The sequence below is a fragment of the Curtobacterium flaccumfaciens genome (assembly GCF_004361695.1).
Taxonomy (GTDB): domain Bacteria; phylum Actinomycetota; class Actinomycetes; order Actinomycetales; family Microbacteriaceae; genus Curtobacterium; species Curtobacterium flaccumfaciens_B.
Window position 1 is genome coordinate 54,312 of the sequence record NZ_SNVW01000012.1, and the last position, 14,646, is coordinate 68,957.

The following is a 14,646-nucleotide window of genomic DNA, read 5'->3' on the forward strand; positions in this document are numbered from 1 at the left end:
ACTCTCGTAGTCCCACTCCAGACGGAGGTCCACCATGCGCATCGTCTTCACCGCCAACCCGCTCCCGGGGCACATCGTGCCGATGGTCCCGCTGATGCGTGCCGCCCTCGCTGCCGGCCACCGGGTCGCCCTGGTCACCGGTGCCGACGCGGCGGACTTCGTGCACGCGCAGGGCAGCCCCGACATCGAGGTCCTGCCCGCCGGCCCGCCCACCCTCGTCGCGATGGCCGACATGCAGCGGGAGACCGGCACGAGCCCGGCGACCGCGCCGCGGCCCGACACCGTCGCCGAGTACTTCGCCGTCCGGCGGGTCACAGCGGCTGTGGACGACGCCGTCGAGGCCGCACGGGCCTGGCACCCGGACGTCGTCATCAGCGAGAGCCTCGACCACGTCGGGCCGTACGTCGCCGCGGCGCTCGACGTGCCGTTCCTCCGGCACGGCTTCGGCCCGGAGCGCCCGGAGCCCGTCCTGGCCGCGATGGCCGCGGCGTCCGCGCGTTCCGCCGCGGCGCGCGGTGTCGAGCTGCCGCCGGTGGCGGCGTGGATCGACGTCTACCCGGCGTTCCTCGAGGCTGCCGGGACGGTCCGCGAGGGTCGTCGCATCGCCCTGCGCCCGTCGGCGCACGGAGCGGTCGGGGCGTCGGACGCCCCGGTGTCCGCAGCGCCTCGGACCCGTCCGCGGGTGCTCGTGACGATGGGCACCGTGTTCACCGACCAGGCGCTGCTGGACCGCGCGGTCGCCTCGTCGGAGCGGGAGGGACTCGCGGTCGACCTCGTGACGACCGCCGTCAACGGCGTGCAGGCCCGTGCGGGTTCGCCCGACTCCGCCGTGCGCGTCGTCAACGTGCCGTTCCGTCCGCTCGCCGAGCTGCTCGCCGACGTCGACGCGGTCGTCACCGTCGGCGGCGCCGGCACCGTCCTCGGGGCGCTCGTCGCCGGGGTCCCGCTCGTGGTGATGCCGCTGGGTGCCGACCACTCCGTGAACGCCCTGCGAGCGACGGCAGCCGGTGCCGCCGTGACCGTCGACTCCCCGGAAGCCGTCGGTCCGGCGCTCCGCCGCGTCCTCGAGGACGAGGGCCTGCGTCGGTCCGCCCGGGACGTCGCAGACCGGATCCGTGCGCTGCCGTCGGTGGAGTCGGCGCTCGCCGAGGTCGAGCAGGTCGTCGCTGCCGCGACCCGGGAGCGCGTGTGACCGCCGACCAGCGGGTCGCGGACGGTCGTGCTCCCGCGTTGGTGCCGATGCCCGCGCTGACCCTCGCCGTGACCTCCGGCAGGAGCGCAGGGTTCCGTCCGGCTGCGACGCACCGACGTGCCGACGAACTCCTCCGTGACCTCGTCTCGGAGCTCGCCGACCAGGGCGTCAGCAGCACGGGCTCTGCGTCGATGACGATCGTCGCCGCGGACGACGCCGGCATCGGCATCGAGGTCGGAGTGGTCGTGCACGAGCCCGTGGTCCCGACCGAGACGATCCGGGTCGTCGAGCGTCCGAGCCACGAGGCCGTGACCCTCCTGGTCCCGGGGGACCAGACCGACCGTGACTGGGGCCGGTTGCGGGTGTTCCTCGCCGAACTCGACGTCGTGGCGCACCGCCGGTCCTACGTCTCCTTCCACCACCCACCAAGCCCTGACCGGGCATCGCGCTTCACGCTGCTCGTGCAACCCGTGACGCCCCGCCACGACTGACCCATCGGCACGCTGCCGATCGGGCGTCGACGGTGCATCGACCCGACGTCGACGCCGCGCTGGTGTGCTCGATCCCGACCAGCCCCGTGCGGGGCGCGATCACTCTTGGAGGACCCCTTGTCCCAGACCATCCCCGACGACACCGAAGACACCGACGACACTGTCGACCACGGCGCGCGCGCCGCGTTCCGTGAGGCCGTGGAGACCCTCGACGCGACCCTCGACGGTGCCGCGCTCACCCCGGAGGACGCCGACTACCCGGCTGCGTGCGCCGGCTACAACCTGGCCGGCGAGCGACACCCGGACGTCGTGGTGACCGCGCACAGCGCGAGCGACGTCGTCGAAGCGGTGTCCTTCGCCGCCGCGCACGGCCTGCCCGTCGCCGTCGTCGCGACCGGCCACCACGGCACACGCCCGCTCCGGGGCGGGCTGCTCGTCACGACGGCGGCGATGAACGAGGTGCACGTCGACGCTGCCGCTCGCCGAGCCGTGGTCGCCGCCGGCGCACGCTGGAGCGACGTCGTGTCCCGCACCGCGGCGCAACGCCTCGCGCCCGTCCACGGCTCGTCCGGGCAGGTGGGAGCGGTCGGCTTCACGCTGGGCGGCGGGCTGAGCCCCGTGCTGGGGCGCAAGTACGGGTGGGGGTCCGACCACGTCGTCTCGCTCGACGTCGTGACGGCCTCGGGCGAGCTGGTGCGCGCGTCCGCCGAGGACGACGCGGACCTGTTCTGGGCCCTGCGCGGCGGACGGAGCAACCTCGGCATCGTCACGTCGATGGAGATCGAGCTGTTCCCGGTCGAGCGGTTCATCGGCGGCGGCCTCTTCTACGACGGCGAGCACGCCGCTGCGGTCCTGGCTGCCTTCGCGACGGCGACGGCGACCGCCCCGGACGACCTCACACTGTCGCTGGCCTTCCTCCGCCTGCCTCCGGTGCCCGGGATCCCCCCGCTGCTCGCCGGGCGCTTCGTGCTGCACCTGCGCGTGGCGCACCTCGGGGACGCCGCCGGCGCCGACGCGCTGCTCGCGCCGCTCCGTGCCGCCGCCCCGGTCGTCCTCGACACGATCGAGGAGACCCGAGTCGAGGACTTCGAACGGATCCACAACGACCCGGTCGACCCGGCCCCCTTCTCCGAGGAGACGGCGATGCTCGCCGACCTCGACCCGTCGGCGCAGCGCGCGCTGCTGGACGTCGTCGGACCGTCGACCGACACCGGTCTCCACATCGTCGAGCTCCGGCACCTCGGCGGAGCCTTCGACGTCACCCGCCCCGGTGCCGGCGCGATCGTCGCACCGTCCGCCTCCTACGTCCTCTGGGCCGTCTCGATCGGCATGCCCGAGTCCGACGCGGAGGGTATCGCGCAGGCGCGGGCGCTCGTCGAGGCCATGCGGCCGTCCAGCACCGGAACGCGGTACCTGAACTTCGCGCCCGACGACGGGCACCCCGAGCGGTCGTTCTCCGCGGCCGACTGGGAGCGACTGCTGCGCGTGAAGGCCGCCGTCGACCCCCGGAACCTCTTCCGCACGCAGCAGCCGCTCATCGAGTCCTGACCATCCGACACCACCGACCTTCCCGAAGGAGCACCACCGTGACCACCACCGAGATCACCACCACCCTGCCGATCGAGACCGAGTGGGAGCTCGGGCGGCTCCCACTGCTGTGGGCCCGCGCGCTCGACACCGCCGACGCCTCCGTGCTCGAGGACCTGCTCACCGAGGACGTCGTCGTTGACATGACGCCCGCCACGACGAAGATCGGGCTCGAGTTCCCGGTACTGCAGGGGCGCGAGACGGTGATCCCGACCATGATCGGGGCCGTCGGGCCGCTCGACACCATGCACGCCGTCAGCAACGTCTCCGCACGTGGGCTCGGCGACGGCTACCTGGTGGAGGCGTACGCACTCGCCCAGCACTACCTGCCGGGCGAGGGGCCCGACGTGCGCGCGACGCGGCACGCCCTGATGGGGAACACGTGGACCTTCCACGTCCGTGCCACCCCGGCCGGCCCCCGTGTCGCGCGGTTCACGATGGACTGCCGGTGGATGGAGGGCGACCCCACGGTCCTCCTCGCGGCGATCAGCTGAACGCCGGCCAGCCGCACCGGCCCCGAGGGCAGACCAGAGGACGACCGTTGCGCCTGCCCTCGCTGTCGCGCCTCGTCGCGGCGATGTGGTCGCGGCGGGGGAGTGCGGCCTACCGCCGCCACCCGAGACCGGAGAGCACGACCCCGGTCCGGGTCGCGGGCCCGCACCCGCTGCGCGTCCTGGTGTTCGGCACCGACGCGGCCAGCGGCTGGGGCGTCCTCCGGCAGGACCTCGCGCTGCCCGGACACCTCGCGCGGGCGCTGCGCGGCACGACGGGTCGCGGGGTGCACGTGACGCTGGTCGACTGCGGCGTGGCCCGGGTCGCGGACCTCGCGGCGGTGGCGAGCGTGCTGCCGACCGCTGCCCACGACGTCGCGGTGGTCATCGGCGGTGTGAGCGACGCCGTGCGCCTCGGCGACGTCGAGCGGTGGCGGACTGCGATGGCGGTCGTCCTCGACGCAGTCCTGACCCGGTCCGGAGCGCACGTGTTCCTCGTCGGGATCCCCAGGCCGAGCACGCTCCCCGCCTTCCGGCTGCCGGCAGGGGGCGCCGCCGACCGGGCCGCCGAATCGTTCGACCGTGCGTCCCGGGAGCTGTGCCGGTCGAGGCCGCGAGCGGCCTTCGTCCCCGCGATCTCCCACGCTGCACCGGTGTCCCGCGACGAGCGCCTGGTGTCCGCCGACAGCTACGCGGCGCTGGCGAGCCACCTCGCCGCGGCCGTCACGGCGCACGTCGACCGTCCCACTCGGCGTGCGGACCCCGGCTCGGCGTGACCGGACTCAGCGCGCCCGTGTGCGGGCGACGAGGCGGAGTGCGGACGTCCCGAGGGCGGCGAGCAGGACGGTGACGGCGCCCAGCTGACGAGCGAGCCCCCGCATCCGTGGTCCCCGTGATCCGTCCGACGCGATCGCCCGGATCGCCTGCCCGACCTCGGCCGCCGAGCGCACCACGACACCGGCGCCGACGGAGGCGAGTGCCCGGCCGACACCGTCCTGTGCGTCGCTGGCGGGGAACACCACAACGGGGACCCGGTGCTGTGCGGCGGCGAGGGCGGTGAGCGCGTCGCCGGACACGACGGCGACGTCCATGCCCTCGAGCAGCTCGGGGAGCGCCTCGTCCACCGCGTAGACCAGGTTCCGCGACGGCTCGGTCGACGGTGTCCCGGAGCCCTCGGCGAGCCGGACCACCGTGTTGGCCTGCGATGCCCCGATCGAGGCGAGCACGGCGTCGAGCGTCTCCGGATCGCGGTCGGGGAGCGCCACGAGGACGTTCCAGCGGTACTCCCAGCCGTCGGTCAGCGGGTTCGTCCAGCGGTGCCGGCCCTCGCTCCCGCTCCGACTCGCGCGTTGCTCGTGCATCGCACCATGCTGCGGATCGGGGTCGACGGGGCGCGTCCGTGCAACCACTGAGTGGCCCGCGCACCCGGCCGGACCCGCGACGAGGGGGAGGTGCGCAGTCGTACGATCCCGTCATGCCCTTCTCCGTCGTGCACGTGTCCGATGTCCCCGCCAGCGACTCGGAGCACCCGGCGTCGAGCCCCTACGACCGACGACTGACGGGTCCGCTCGGGATCACGCGGTTCGGTCTGTACGAGGTGGACCTGCCCGCGGGAGCGGCCACGGTGCCGCACGACCACCGCGACGACCACGCCGAGGACGCGTACGTCGTCGTCCGGGGGTCCGGGTGGCTCGTGGTGGACGGTGCCGAGACCGCCCTCGTCGCCGGGGACAGCGCCGGTGTGACGGAGGAGCCCGAGCGGTGGTTCCGTGCCGGCCCCGAGGGGTGCACGCTCATCGCGATCTGCGCCTGACCGGGAAGTACCGCGGCGGAACGATCATCCTGCGGGGGATCGGCGTCATCCGCACGGCCGTCGAACCCGTTCGGCTGCGAGCGCACGCTGGTCTCGACGGACGCCGAAGGTGTCCGACCTCACCGAAGGAGACCCCATGTCCACCCTGGACCAGCAGACCGCAGCCCCGACCCCCACCGACCGCCTCAACACCCTGTCGATCGTCGGGTTCGTGCTGGCGTTCGTCGCGAACATCGTCGGCCTGGTGGTGTCGGTCATCGCCCTCGTCCAGATCGGCCGCACCGGCGAGCGGGGCCGAGGCCTGGCGATCGCGGGCATCGTCGTCGGCGGGTTCTGGTTCGTCGTCTTCGGCGGCGCGCTCCTGCTGCACGCGATCGTCGTGGCCACGCACGGCGCGTGAGCGGGGGCGCGGAGGGGGCTTGTCCGGTGTTCCCGATGAGGTTATGGTAACGATACCAACCGACGGGAGAGCGACGATGCTCGGAACGACAGCGACAGCGACAGCGACAGCGACAGCGACAGCTCGGACGCGGCGCCGCCATGCCGCCCGGATCACCACGGCCGCGATCGTCCTCGGGGTGGTGGCGAGCACCGTGCCGCTCGCAGCGGAGGCTGCGACCCCGCCCCGACCGACCCCGGACCCGGTCTGGCAGCAACGGGCGAGCGCGACCTACGACGCGATGCAGGACAACCTGTACACCGGAGCCGCAGGACACGGGCTCTACCGCGAGAACACCGACACGACCACCGGCAACCCGTACTCGTTCCTCTGGGAGTACCGCGAAGCGACCCAGGCGGCCCTCGACCTCCAGGGGATCGACGGCGTCGGACCCGCGTACGCGAACTCCGCCGCCGCGCGCGTCGACGGGTTCGAGCACTACTTCGCCGTCGCTCCGGGTGGCCGCCCCGGGTACGAGTCGTACCTCCCCGCACCGCTCGGTTCCGGTGGAGACGTCTACTACGACGACAATGCCGTCGTGGGCCTCTCGTTCGTCAGCCAGTACCGGGCCACCGACGACGCCGCCTCCCTCGACCACGCGCGGGCGGCGTTCGACGTCGCCGTCCGCAGCTGGAACACGGATGCATCGCTGACGTGCCCGGGTGGATCCGACTGGATCGACCGCCCGGACAACGCGACCCGGGCGGCGAACGTCACCGGACTGACCGCGCAGCTCGCGGCGCACCTCTACGAGGAGACCGGCGACGCGTCGTACCTGCGCTGGAGCACCCGGCTGTACGACTGGAACAACCGGTGCCTGCGGCAGTCGGCCGGGCTCTACCGGAACAGCCTCGGTGACGACGGCAGCGTCGACCCGACGCTGTGGACGTACAACTCCGGCGCCATGATCGGCACCGCGACGATCCTCTACCGCGCGACCGACGACCCGAAGTACCTGCGGCAGGCCTCGGCGGCGGCACGGGCGTCGCTGCGCTACTGGAACGCGGACGGTCGTCTGCAGCAGCAGCCCGCGGTCTTCAACGCGTTCTACTTCAAGGACCTGCTGCTCCTCGACTCCGTGCAGCACGACCCCTCCTACCGGGCAGCCGCCGAGCAGTGGGCCACCGCGACCTGGCGCGACAACCGCGACCCGGCGACCGGCCTGTTCCACTTCCAGCCGAGCGGCGGCGGCGACCCCGCCTGGGACCGCCCAGCAGCGACGCTCGACCAGGCGGCGATGATCCAGGTCTTCGCGGTGCTCGGATGGCCGTCGGGCCGGCTCGGGGACGCCAGTTGACCGCATCGCACGCGACCGCGACCCCCGTCGGCGTCATGGACGTCGGCGGGGGTCACGTCACGGCAGCGCTCGTGGACCCGGCATCCGTGGGGGAGGTCCTGGTCGAGCGCGGAGCGACGATCGACCCTCACGCGGACCGCGACGTCCTGCTCGACCAGCTCGCCGGCCCGGGTCGCGCGCTCGGACCCCTCCGAGCCGGATCGGTGCCACTCCGAGGCTGGTCGATCGCCATGCCCGGACCGTTCGATGCCGCGGCCGGCACGGGCACGTTCGCGGGCGTCGACAAGTTCCAGTCGATCGCCGGGATCGACCTGCGCGCGGCGCTCGCCGAACGCCTCGGGGTTCCGCCGAGTGCGGTGCGTTTCCTCAACGACGCCGTCGCCTACGGCATCGGCGAGTGGGCCGCGGGGGCCGGAGCGGGTGCGGGCCGGATGGTCTGCATCACGCTGGGCACCGGCGTCGGGTCGGCGTTCCTCGTCGACGGCGCAGCGGTGGACTCCGGTCCGACGGTCCCGGAACAGGGGGAGGTGCACCGCCTCGCGATCGACGGACGTCCGCTTGAGGAGACGATCTCGTCGCCGGCGCTCCGTCGCGCCGACCACGAGCGGTCCGGACGGGATCGCTCGGTCGAGGAGCTCTGCGCGGCCGCTCGTGGCGGTGACCCCGTGGCGCTCGACGTCGTGGGGACGGCGATGTCCGCACTGGGCGGCGCGCTGCGACCGTGGGTGGAACGGTTCGACGCGACTCGGGTCGTGGTCGGCGGGTCGATCGCGCGCTCGTGGGACGTCATCGCTGCGCCGTTGCACGCCGGGATCACGCGGGACGGTGGGACGGCCACCCGAGGCCCGCAGCTCGTGCCGGCCGCGCTCGGATCCCGCGCCCCGCTCGTCGGCGCCGCGGTCGCGTGGACACGCGACACCGACGGCTAGCGACCCGCGGCGGCGCCCCGCACCCGCACCCGCACCCGCGCCCGCGCCCGTGCGCCGGCGCACCGGTTCCTCAGTCGCTGAGACCGGTCCCGCGGACCGAGGCCTTCACGGTGCCGAGGCGCTGCCCCACGCCGCGCCCCCACGGCCGGATCGTGTAGCGGCCGACGCTCGCCGGCACGATGAAGGTCTCGGCGTAATGCACGACGAACGGCTCGAACGCACCGTCCGGGCTCTCGACGACGGCCTCGGCGCCCTCCACGAGGTTGAGGACGTTCACCGTGCCGTCGGTGTCGTGCGGGACGACGCCCTCGAACCAGTGCCGCCGGACCTCGATGAACTCAAGCTCGTGCAGACCGGTGCGTTCCTCGACCCAGCCGTCGCCGCGTGCGACCTCGGTGACCTGATTGACGAGTTCGTCGCGTGCGAAGTCCGTGCGACGGTCCCACTGGATGTTCGCGAACGCGTGGTCGAGGTGGACCGGCCGCGGGACGCCGTCGAGTCCGACTCGACCCCAGTCCCACATCTTGAACGTGAAGATGTACGGCGTCGCCGAGATCTCGAGGACCATCGAGTCCGCGCCGGAGCAGTGCACGGTGCCGGCCGGGATGAGGAAGTGGTCGTGCTTCTTCGCCGGGAAGGTGTTCACGTACCGGGCGGCGGGGAAGGGCTCCTCGCCGACGGAGGCCGTCCGCAACGCGGCCTGCATCGCCGCGGGGTCGGCGTCGTCGCGGACGCCGAGGTACACGACGGCGTCGTCCGCGGCGTCGAGCATGTAGTAGCTCTCGTCCTGCGTGTAGGGCATCCCGAACACGTTCTGCATGTAGTCGGTGAGGGGGTGGACCTGCAGGGAGAGGTTGCCGCCCGCCATGGTGTCGAGGAAGTCGAAGCGGATCGGGAACTCCGCGCCGAACCGGGCGTGGGTCTTCACACCGAGGAGCTCTCGTGGGTGCCGGAAGACCAGGTCGAGCGCCGGGAGCTCGACGACGGTGTCGCGGATGCGGAACAGCAGGCTGTTCTCCTCCGGGACGCAGTCGAAGCACCACGCGTAGTTGTCGGCGTCCCCGACCTCGAGGACCTCCTTCATCCACTGCCCGCCCCAGACGCCGGGGTCGAAGAACGGCACCACGCGGAAGGGACGACGGCTCGCGAGCTCGAGGCCGGCGAGGAAGGTCCCGGCCTCGACGAGCTTCGCGTCGGCCATCGAGCCGTTGGCGTCGAGCACCAGGTCGATCCGCTCGAACAGCTCGCGCTTGTGTCGGTCGGCGACGCGCCACTCGACGAAGTAGCCGCGCTTGACCTTGCGGAGCTGGTCCTCGTCGCCGTTGTCCGCGCGCCAGTTCGGCGCCCCGGCTCGCTGTCGACGCTGGATCTCCCAGCGAGCGAGGTCCGCGAGCACGACGGTGTCGAACGACGTCGGCACGAGCGTGGCGCCCCAGCCGTACACGACCACGGGCCCGTCGGTGGTGCGGACCCGTTCGGCCACGCCGGTCAGGCGGTCCGCGTCGTAGAAGTCGGACAGCACCTGGTGGCCGAGGACCCCGAAGACGCGGTCGTCGGTGAGGTTCGCGGCGATGCGCTCCTCGATCACGGAGTTCGGCAGGGCCGCCGCGTCCTCGACGTCGATGAGCACCGCGTCGGGCACGGCCGCCGCGACTGCCCGGCGCAGACCGTCGAGGTCGCTGCCGGGGTAGGTGTCCACCGCCATGGTGCGTCGACCGGGCCCGGAGAGGAGCGAGGCGAGGCGCTGCCAGGCGGCCGTACCCGCCCAGACGTCGTGTCCGGGCGGCAGGTCGATGACGGGCGTCTTGTCGTACTGACCGACGGTCACTCCTGTGGGCAGGAAGGCGGACATGAGGCCCCTTTCGCGCTGATAACGTTACCAACACTACAGCGGAAGCGGCGCGAGGACGCAAGCCGCGCCTCCAGGCCGACGGTGCCGCACCGGATGGAACCGCCCGAACCGCACCGGATGGAACCGCCCGAACCGCACCGGACGGAACCGCCTGCACCGGACCGCACCGGACGGAACCGCCTGCACCGGACCGCACCGCACGGAACCCCGAACCGCACCGGACCGCCCGACCGGACCCGCACCCGACCCCGCGCTCAATGATGGACGATGTGCACCGGCAACTCGACGAGCCGCGGCGGCTCCCCGTCGGCCGTCCCGTCCAGCCGCGACAACAGCATCCGCGCAGCGACCCGCCCGAGCTCGGCGGGATCGTGGTCGATGACCGACAGCGGGATCGGCGCCATGTCCGCGAAGTCGAACGAGTCGAAGGCGAACAGGCGCGGCGGCGAGGCGATGGTGCCGTCCGCCACGGCCTTCGCGATCGCCCGGATCGCACCGACGCTGATCCGGTTGTTCGCGGCGAACACGGCGGTCGGCGCGTCCGGACGCTCGAGCAGGCGTCGCATCGCCCGCTCGGCGGTGTCGGTGTCCTGCAGTTCGAGCACGACGAGCGAGTCGTCCGGCTCGACCCCGTGCGACGCGAACGCGTCCCGGAAGCCGGCGAGGCGGCGCTGACCCGTCGAGACCGTGACCTTGTTGCCGAGGAAGGCGATGCGCCGGTGGCCGTCCTCGAGCATGAGCGCCGTGGCCTCTCGTGCGCCGTGCACGTCGTCGATGAGGACGGCGTCGGCGGCGACGTCGTCGACGGTGCGGGAGGCGAGCACGAGCGGGGCGTCGTGCAGGCGGTCGGTGGTGAAGCGCTCGCCGTCCTGGCCGACGGGGACCACGATGAGCCCCTCGACCTGGCGGCCGAGGAAGTCGGAGAGCAGCTGCCGTTCGAGGTCCGAGTCCTCGTTGGTGGTGCCGACCAGGATGCGGCGGCCGGTCGCGGCGACGACCTGTTCGATGCCCTGCACGACGCCGGCGTAGTACGGGTTGCCGATGTTGGTGATCATCACGCCGACCAGTCCGGAGCGCTGTCCGGGCCGGAGGCTCCGGGCGTTCTCGTTGCGGTGGTAGCCGACCTCGGCGATGACGCGTTCGACGTGCTCGCGGAGCGCGGGGCGCACGTTCTTGCCGCCGGAGAGCACCCGGGAGACGGTCATCGGGCTGACCTCGGCGACCCGTGCGATGTCCTTCACGGTCATCGCGGGCTTCCGTCCGGGTCCGGATCCCGCGGCTGGCTGCATGTGTCCCTGTATACCGGACATCCCCCTTGCGGCTGGTCGCGTGCCGTGTATGCTCCGGTTGGTAACGTTATCAATTCATCGTCGAATGGAACGCCCGATGCCCAACCCGTTCTCCCGAGGGCCCGCCGTGACCCGCCGCACCGCGCTCGCGCTCGGCGGTGGCGGGCTCCTCGCCCTGACCCTCGCGGCCTGCGCCCGCGGCTCCGACACGCAGCCGTCGGCGCCCGGCACGGTCACGCTGAACAGCGACAACCCCACGTGGGGTCCCGGGTACGCCGCGGCCTCCGCCGTGCTCGCGAAGCGCATCGGGTACCGGATCACGTCGCGGTCGATCGCCAGCGTGAACAACTACACGCAGGTCATCAGGATGACCGCGCAGACCGACAGCACGACGGACCTCATCAAGTGGACGAACGGGTACCGGCTGCAGGACATCGCGCGCGCCGACATCCTCACCGACCTCAACCCGGTGTGGGACTCGGCCGTCGAGCGCGGCTGGGTGGACCCGGCGCAGCGCGAGTCCTTCAGCTACCGCGGCAAGGCCTACGGCGTCCCGCTCTACAAGAGCTACTACGCCGTGTTCTACAGCAAGAAGGCGTTCGCCGAGCACGGGATCAGCGTGCCGACCACCTTCGACGAGATGCTCACCGCCGCACAGCAGCTCAAGGACGCCGGCATCACCCCGTTCCTCTCGCCCGGTGCCACCACGTGGGAGGCCGAGATCTGGTTCATGCAGCTGCTCGCGTCGATCGACCCGGACTACTACAAGGCCGTCACGACCGACAAGGCCAGCTACACGGACGAACCGGCGAAGCAGGCGATGGACCTCTGGTCGTCGATGTACGCCGACGGGTTCTTCTCGGCGCCCGACGTCACGTCGAACGACCTCCCGGGGCTCGTCAGCAAGGGGAAGTTCGGCATGATGCTCTACGGCACCTGGTTCGCGAACACCCTCCTCGCCGCCGGACTGAGCGACGCGGACATCGGCTTCTTCCGGGTCCCGCCCCGCGGTTCCGCCGCACCGGCCATCGTCGTCGAGAGCGGCTCGCTGTCGGTCCCGGTGAAGGCGCACCGCCACGGCGCCGCGGTGGACGTCGCGGAGAACTGGCTCGCCACCGACGTGCAGACCGCCTGGGTCGGCTTCCTCGGCGACACGAGTCCGAACCCGCACGCGCTGCCGAAGTCCCACCTCGTGCAGGACCTGGCGAAGGACATCGCCGAGACGCGCCCCGTCGAGCTCACCCGCTACTGGGAGGCCTCGCCCACGCCGCTCATCGAGGGGAACGTGCAGGACCTCGGGTCCTTCATGGTCAACCCGTCGAAGGCGAACGGCGTCGCCACCCTGCGATCCATGCAGAACCGAGCAGTGACCGAGTGGAAGACCTGGAACGCCGCATGACGCTCACACAACCGCCCGTCCCCGACACGGTCGTCGACCTGGAGGCGCGTCCCGCGTCACGACGTCGGCCCACGCCGACGAGACGCGCACCCCTCAGGGCGCGGATCACCGGGGGCGCGTTCCTCGCCCCGTCCGTGCTGCTGGTCGTCGCGCTCCTGGTCGTCCCGTTCCTGTTCACGATCTACCGCAGCTTCTTCGACGACAACGGCTTCACCCGGCGCTGGGTCGGGATCGCCAACTACCAGGCGATGTTCGCCGACCCGGCGTTCGGGCAGTCCGTGCTCAACACGTTCCTCTGGGTGGTCGGCACGCTGCTGCTCCCCGTCGGGATCGGCCTGGCGATCGCCGTCGGGACGTGGAAGCTCAGGCTCGGCGGCCTCGCCCGGTTCGCGATCGTGCTGCCCTACGCCATCTCGGGCTCCGCCACCGCGGTCGTCTGGACGTTCATGCTGTCGACCGACGGCGGACTCGACACGCTCCTGCGGATGGTCGGCCTCGGCGGGCTCGTGTCGCAGTGGCTGCTGCAGTGGCCGCTCAACACGGTCATGATGATCATCGCGACGACGTGGCAGGCCACCGGTGCGTGCGTGATCCTCTTCCTCGTCGGGCTGCAGTCGATCCCGCCGAACACCCTCGAGGCCGCGCAGATCGACGGTGCCTCCGGATGGCGGCTCTTCTGGTCCGTCACCTTCCCCCAGCTGCGCCCTATGACGGTCGTGGTCGTCGGGATCTCGATCGTCGGCAGCCTGAAGGTCTTCGACCAGGTGCTGCTGCTCACGAACGGCGGCCCCGGCACGGCGTCCGAGACGCTCGCGCTGACGATGTACCGCGAGACGTTCACGCTCTCCCGGTACGGCTCGGGCGCAGCGGTGGCCGTCTTCCTGACGCTCGTCGTCGTCGTGGCCTCGTGGGCGTACCTCCGCCGTCAACTCCGCCCGACCGACTAGCTGGAGCAGCTCGATGACCAAGACCTCCCGCCGCATCCTCGCGGCCGTGCTGACCGTCGTGTCGCTGATCTGGCTGATCCCGTCGTACCTGCTCGTCGTGAACGCGTTCACGAAGAGCGCCGACTACTCGGGCACGCCGTCCTGGTGGCCGACCTCGTGGTCCCTGTTCGACAACATCGCCACGGCGTTCCAGAACGCGAACGTCGGCCAGGGCATGGCGAACAGCCTGCTCTACTCCGTCGTCGGAGCGGGCGCCGCGGTGTTCATCGCGGCGCTCGCCTCGTTCGCGGTCACGATCATGCCGGTGAAGCGCCCGACGTTCTGGTTCTGGGTGATCTACATCGGCACGATCCTGCCGCTGCAGGCCTTCCTGTCGCCGCTGTTCACCGGGTACGCCGCCGCGTCGCTGTTCGACACGCAGTACGGCATGCTGCTCGTCTACGTCGCGCTGACGATCCCGTTCGCGTTCTTCGTGGTGCGCGGGCACATGACCGGGCTGCCGAACGAGGTGCGCGAAGCCGCGTCGCTCGACGGGGCCGGGTGGGTCCGGATGTTCTTCCAGGTCCACCTGCCGCTCTCCACGAGCGCGCTCCTCGCCGCCTTCGTCTTCCAGTTCACGTGGATCTGGAACGACCTGCTGTTCGGCCTGACGCTGTCGTCCAGCCCGAACATCCGTCCGGTGATGGCGACCCTCGCCGACCTGACCGGCAACTACTCGACGTACGGGCCGCCGGTGGCGCTCGCCGGGGCGCTCGTCGCGTCCCTGCCGACGATCATCGTGTTCTTCTCGTTCCAGCGGTTCTTCGCCCGCGGCCTGAACCCGACGGCCTGACCCCGACGGCCTGACCCTGACGGCCTGACCCCGACGGCCTGACCCGTCCTCCGTCCCACTCCCTGCTCCGACCACCGAAGGAAGTCCT

Annotated in this window: 15 protein-coding genes; 12 read left to right on the forward strand and 3 right to left on the reverse strand. The window is 72.0% G+C overall.

The annotated features are described in order from the left end of the window. The first annotated feature begins 34 nt into the window (after nucleotides 1-34). From EDF64_RS15135 to EDF64_RS15155, 5 genes are all read left to right on the forward strand, one after another. Entirely contained in the window at nucleotides 35-1,192 is a 1,158-nt protein-coding gene (locus EDF64_RS15135) for a glycosyltransferase (protein WP_133520791.1), read from the forward strand. Further along, nucleotides 1,189-1,683, forward strand: coding sequence for a hypothetical protein (locus EDF64_RS15140; RefSeq protein WP_071293509.1), 495 nt, complete (start codon nucleotides 1,189-1,191; stop codon nucleotides 1,681-1,683). Before EDF64_RS15135 ends, EDF64_RS15140 begins: the two co-directional genes overlap by 4 nt. A 117-nt stretch (nucleotides 1,684-1,800) precedes the next feature. Beyond that, the gene (locus EDF64_RS15145) at nucleotides 1,801-3,231 is read left to right on the forward strand and encodes an FAD-binding oxidoreductase (RefSeq protein WP_133520792.1); all 1,431 of its coding nucleotides are present in this window, start codon (nucleotides 1,801-1,803) and stop codon (nucleotides 3,229-3,231) included. A 38-nt stretch (nucleotides 3,232-3,269) separates the two neighbouring features. Beyond that, entirely contained in the window at nucleotides 3,270-3,764 is a 495-nt protein-coding gene (locus tag EDF64_RS15150) for a nuclear transport factor 2 family protein (RefSeq protein WP_166645762.1), read from the forward strand. Between the two features lie 47 nt (nucleotides 3,765-3,811). After that, complete coding sequence (locus tag EDF64_RS15155; protein ID WP_133520793.1) at nucleotides 3,812-4,537, forward strand: hypothetical protein; 726 nt, start codon at nucleotides 3,812-3,814, stop codon at nucleotides 4,535-4,537. A gap of 6 nt (nucleotides 4,538-4,543) precedes the next feature. On the opposite strand, the gene EDF64_RS15160 is transcribed toward EDF64_RS15155, so the two are convergent. Further along, complete coding sequence (locus tag EDF64_RS15160) at nucleotides 4,544-5,122, reverse strand: hypothetical protein (RefSeq protein ID WP_133520794.1); 579 nt, start codon at nucleotides 5,120-5,122, stop codon at nucleotides 4,544-4,546. A gap of 113 nt (nucleotides 5,123-5,235) precedes the next feature. Here EDF64_RS15160 and EDF64_RS15165 point away from each other — a divergent pair, with 113 nt between their 5' ends. The 4 genes from EDF64_RS15165 to EDF64_RS15180 all read left to right on the forward strand — a co-directional run bounded on the left by EDF64_RS15165 (nucleotide 5,236) and on the right by EDF64_RS15180 (nucleotide 8,239). Continuing rightward, nucleotides 5,236-5,574 carry a cupin domain-containing protein gene (locus EDF64_RS15165; protein ID WP_133520795.1) on the forward strand — a complete coding sequence of 113 codons (339 nt, stop codon included), beginning with the start codon at nucleotides 5,236-5,238 and terminating at the stop codon, nucleotides 5,572-5,574. 136 nt (nucleotides 5,575-5,710) lie between these two features. Next, nucleotides 5,711-5,974: a DUF4190 domain-containing protein gene (locus tag EDF64_RS15170; RefSeq protein WP_071293514.1), complete on the forward strand. Its 264-nt coding sequence runs from the start codon at nucleotides 5,711-5,713 to the stop codon at nucleotides 5,972-5,974. A gap of 178 nt (nucleotides 5,975-6,152) precedes the next feature. After that, entirely contained in the window at nucleotides 6,153-7,310 is a 1,158-nt protein-coding gene (locus EDF64_RS15175; RefSeq protein ID WP_208108922.1) for a glycoside hydrolase family 76 protein, read from the forward strand. Next, entirely contained in the window at nucleotides 7,307-8,239 is a 933-nt protein-coding gene (locus EDF64_RS15180; protein ID WP_166645763.1) for an ROK family protein, read from the forward strand. The genes EDF64_RS15175 and EDF64_RS15180 overlap by 4 nt, the downstream gene beginning before the upstream one ends. A gap of 70 nt (nucleotides 8,240-8,309) precedes the next feature. Here EDF64_RS15180 and EDF64_RS15185 read toward each other — a convergent pair whose 3' ends face one another. Further along, nucleotides 8,310-10,091, reverse strand: a complete 1,782-nt coding sequence (locus tag EDF64_RS15185; RefSeq protein WP_133520798.1) for a class I mannose-6-phosphate isomerase — start codon at nucleotides 10,089-10,091, stop codon at nucleotides 8,310-8,312. Between the two features lie 254 nt (nucleotides 10,092-10,345). Next, nucleotides 10,346-11,380 carry a LacI family DNA-binding transcriptional regulator gene (locus tag EDF64_RS15190; RefSeq protein WP_133520799.1) on the reverse strand — a complete coding sequence of 345 codons (1,035 nt, stop codon included), beginning with the start codon at nucleotides 11,378-11,380 and terminating at the stop codon, nucleotides 10,346-10,348. A gap of 97 nt (nucleotides 11,381-11,477) precedes the next feature. On the opposite strand from EDF64_RS15190, the gene EDF64_RS15195 reads away from it, so the two are divergent. Genes EDF64_RS15195 through EDF64_RS15205 form a run of 3 tightly spaced genes read left to right on the forward strand, consistent with a single transcriptional unit; the run spans nucleotide 11,478 to nucleotide 14,558 of the window. Further along, on the forward strand, nucleotides 11,478-12,779 hold the full coding sequence (locus EDF64_RS15195; protein ID WP_166645764.1) for an ABC transporter substrate-binding protein: 1,302 nt from the start codon (nucleotides 11,478-11,480) through the stop codon (nucleotides 12,777-12,779). Continuing rightward, a complete protein-coding gene (locus EDF64_RS15200) occupies nucleotides 12,776-13,726 on the forward strand; it encodes a carbohydrate ABC transporter permease (RefSeq protein ID WP_133520801.1) in 951 nt (316 codons plus the stop codon). The genes EDF64_RS15195 and EDF64_RS15200 overlap by 4 nt, the downstream gene beginning before the upstream one ends. A gap of 13 nt (nucleotides 13,727-13,739) precedes the next feature. Next, complete coding sequence (locus EDF64_RS15205) at nucleotides 13,740-14,558, forward strand: carbohydrate ABC transporter permease (protein WP_133520802.1); 819 nt, start codon at nucleotides 13,740-13,742, stop codon at nucleotides 14,556-14,558. Nucleotides 14,559-14,646 lie beyond the last annotated feature (88 nt).

Coding starts and splice junctions, on each gene's coding strand:
- EDF64_RS15205 (WP_133520802.1), top strand. CDS start 13,740: ATGACCAAGACCTCCCGCCGCATCCTCGCGGCCGTGCTGACCGTCGTG.
- EDF64_RS15160 (WP_133520794.1), bottom strand. CDS start 5,122: ATGCACGAGCAACGCGCGAGTCGGAGCGGGAGCGAGGGCCGGCACCGC.
- EDF64_RS15185 (WP_133520798.1), bottom strand. CDS start 10,091: ATGTCCGCCTTCCTGCCCACAGGAGTGACCGTCGGTCAGTACGACAAG.
- EDF64_RS15165 (WP_133520795.1), top strand. CDS start 5,236: ATGCCCTTCTCCGTCGTGCACGTGTCCGATGTCCCCGCCAGCGACTCG.
- EDF64_RS15135 (WP_133520791.1), top strand. CDS start 35: ATGCGCATCGTCTTCACCGCCAACCCGCTCCCGGGGCACATCGTGCCG.
- EDF64_RS15190 (WP_133520799.1), bottom strand. CDS start 11,380: ATGCAGCCAGCCGCGGGATCCGGACCCGGACGGAAGCCCGCGATGACC.
- EDF64_RS15195 (WP_166645764.1), top strand. CDS start 11,478: ATGCCCAACCCGTTCTCCCGAGGGCCCGCCGTGACCCGCCGCACCGCG.
- EDF64_RS15200 (WP_133520801.1), top strand. CDS start 12,776: ATGACGCTCACACAACCGCCCGTCCCCGACACGGTCGTCGACCTGGAG.
- EDF64_RS15170 (WP_071293514.1), top strand. CDS start 5,711: ATGTCCACCCTGGACCAGCAGACCGCAGCCCCGACCCCCACCGACCGC.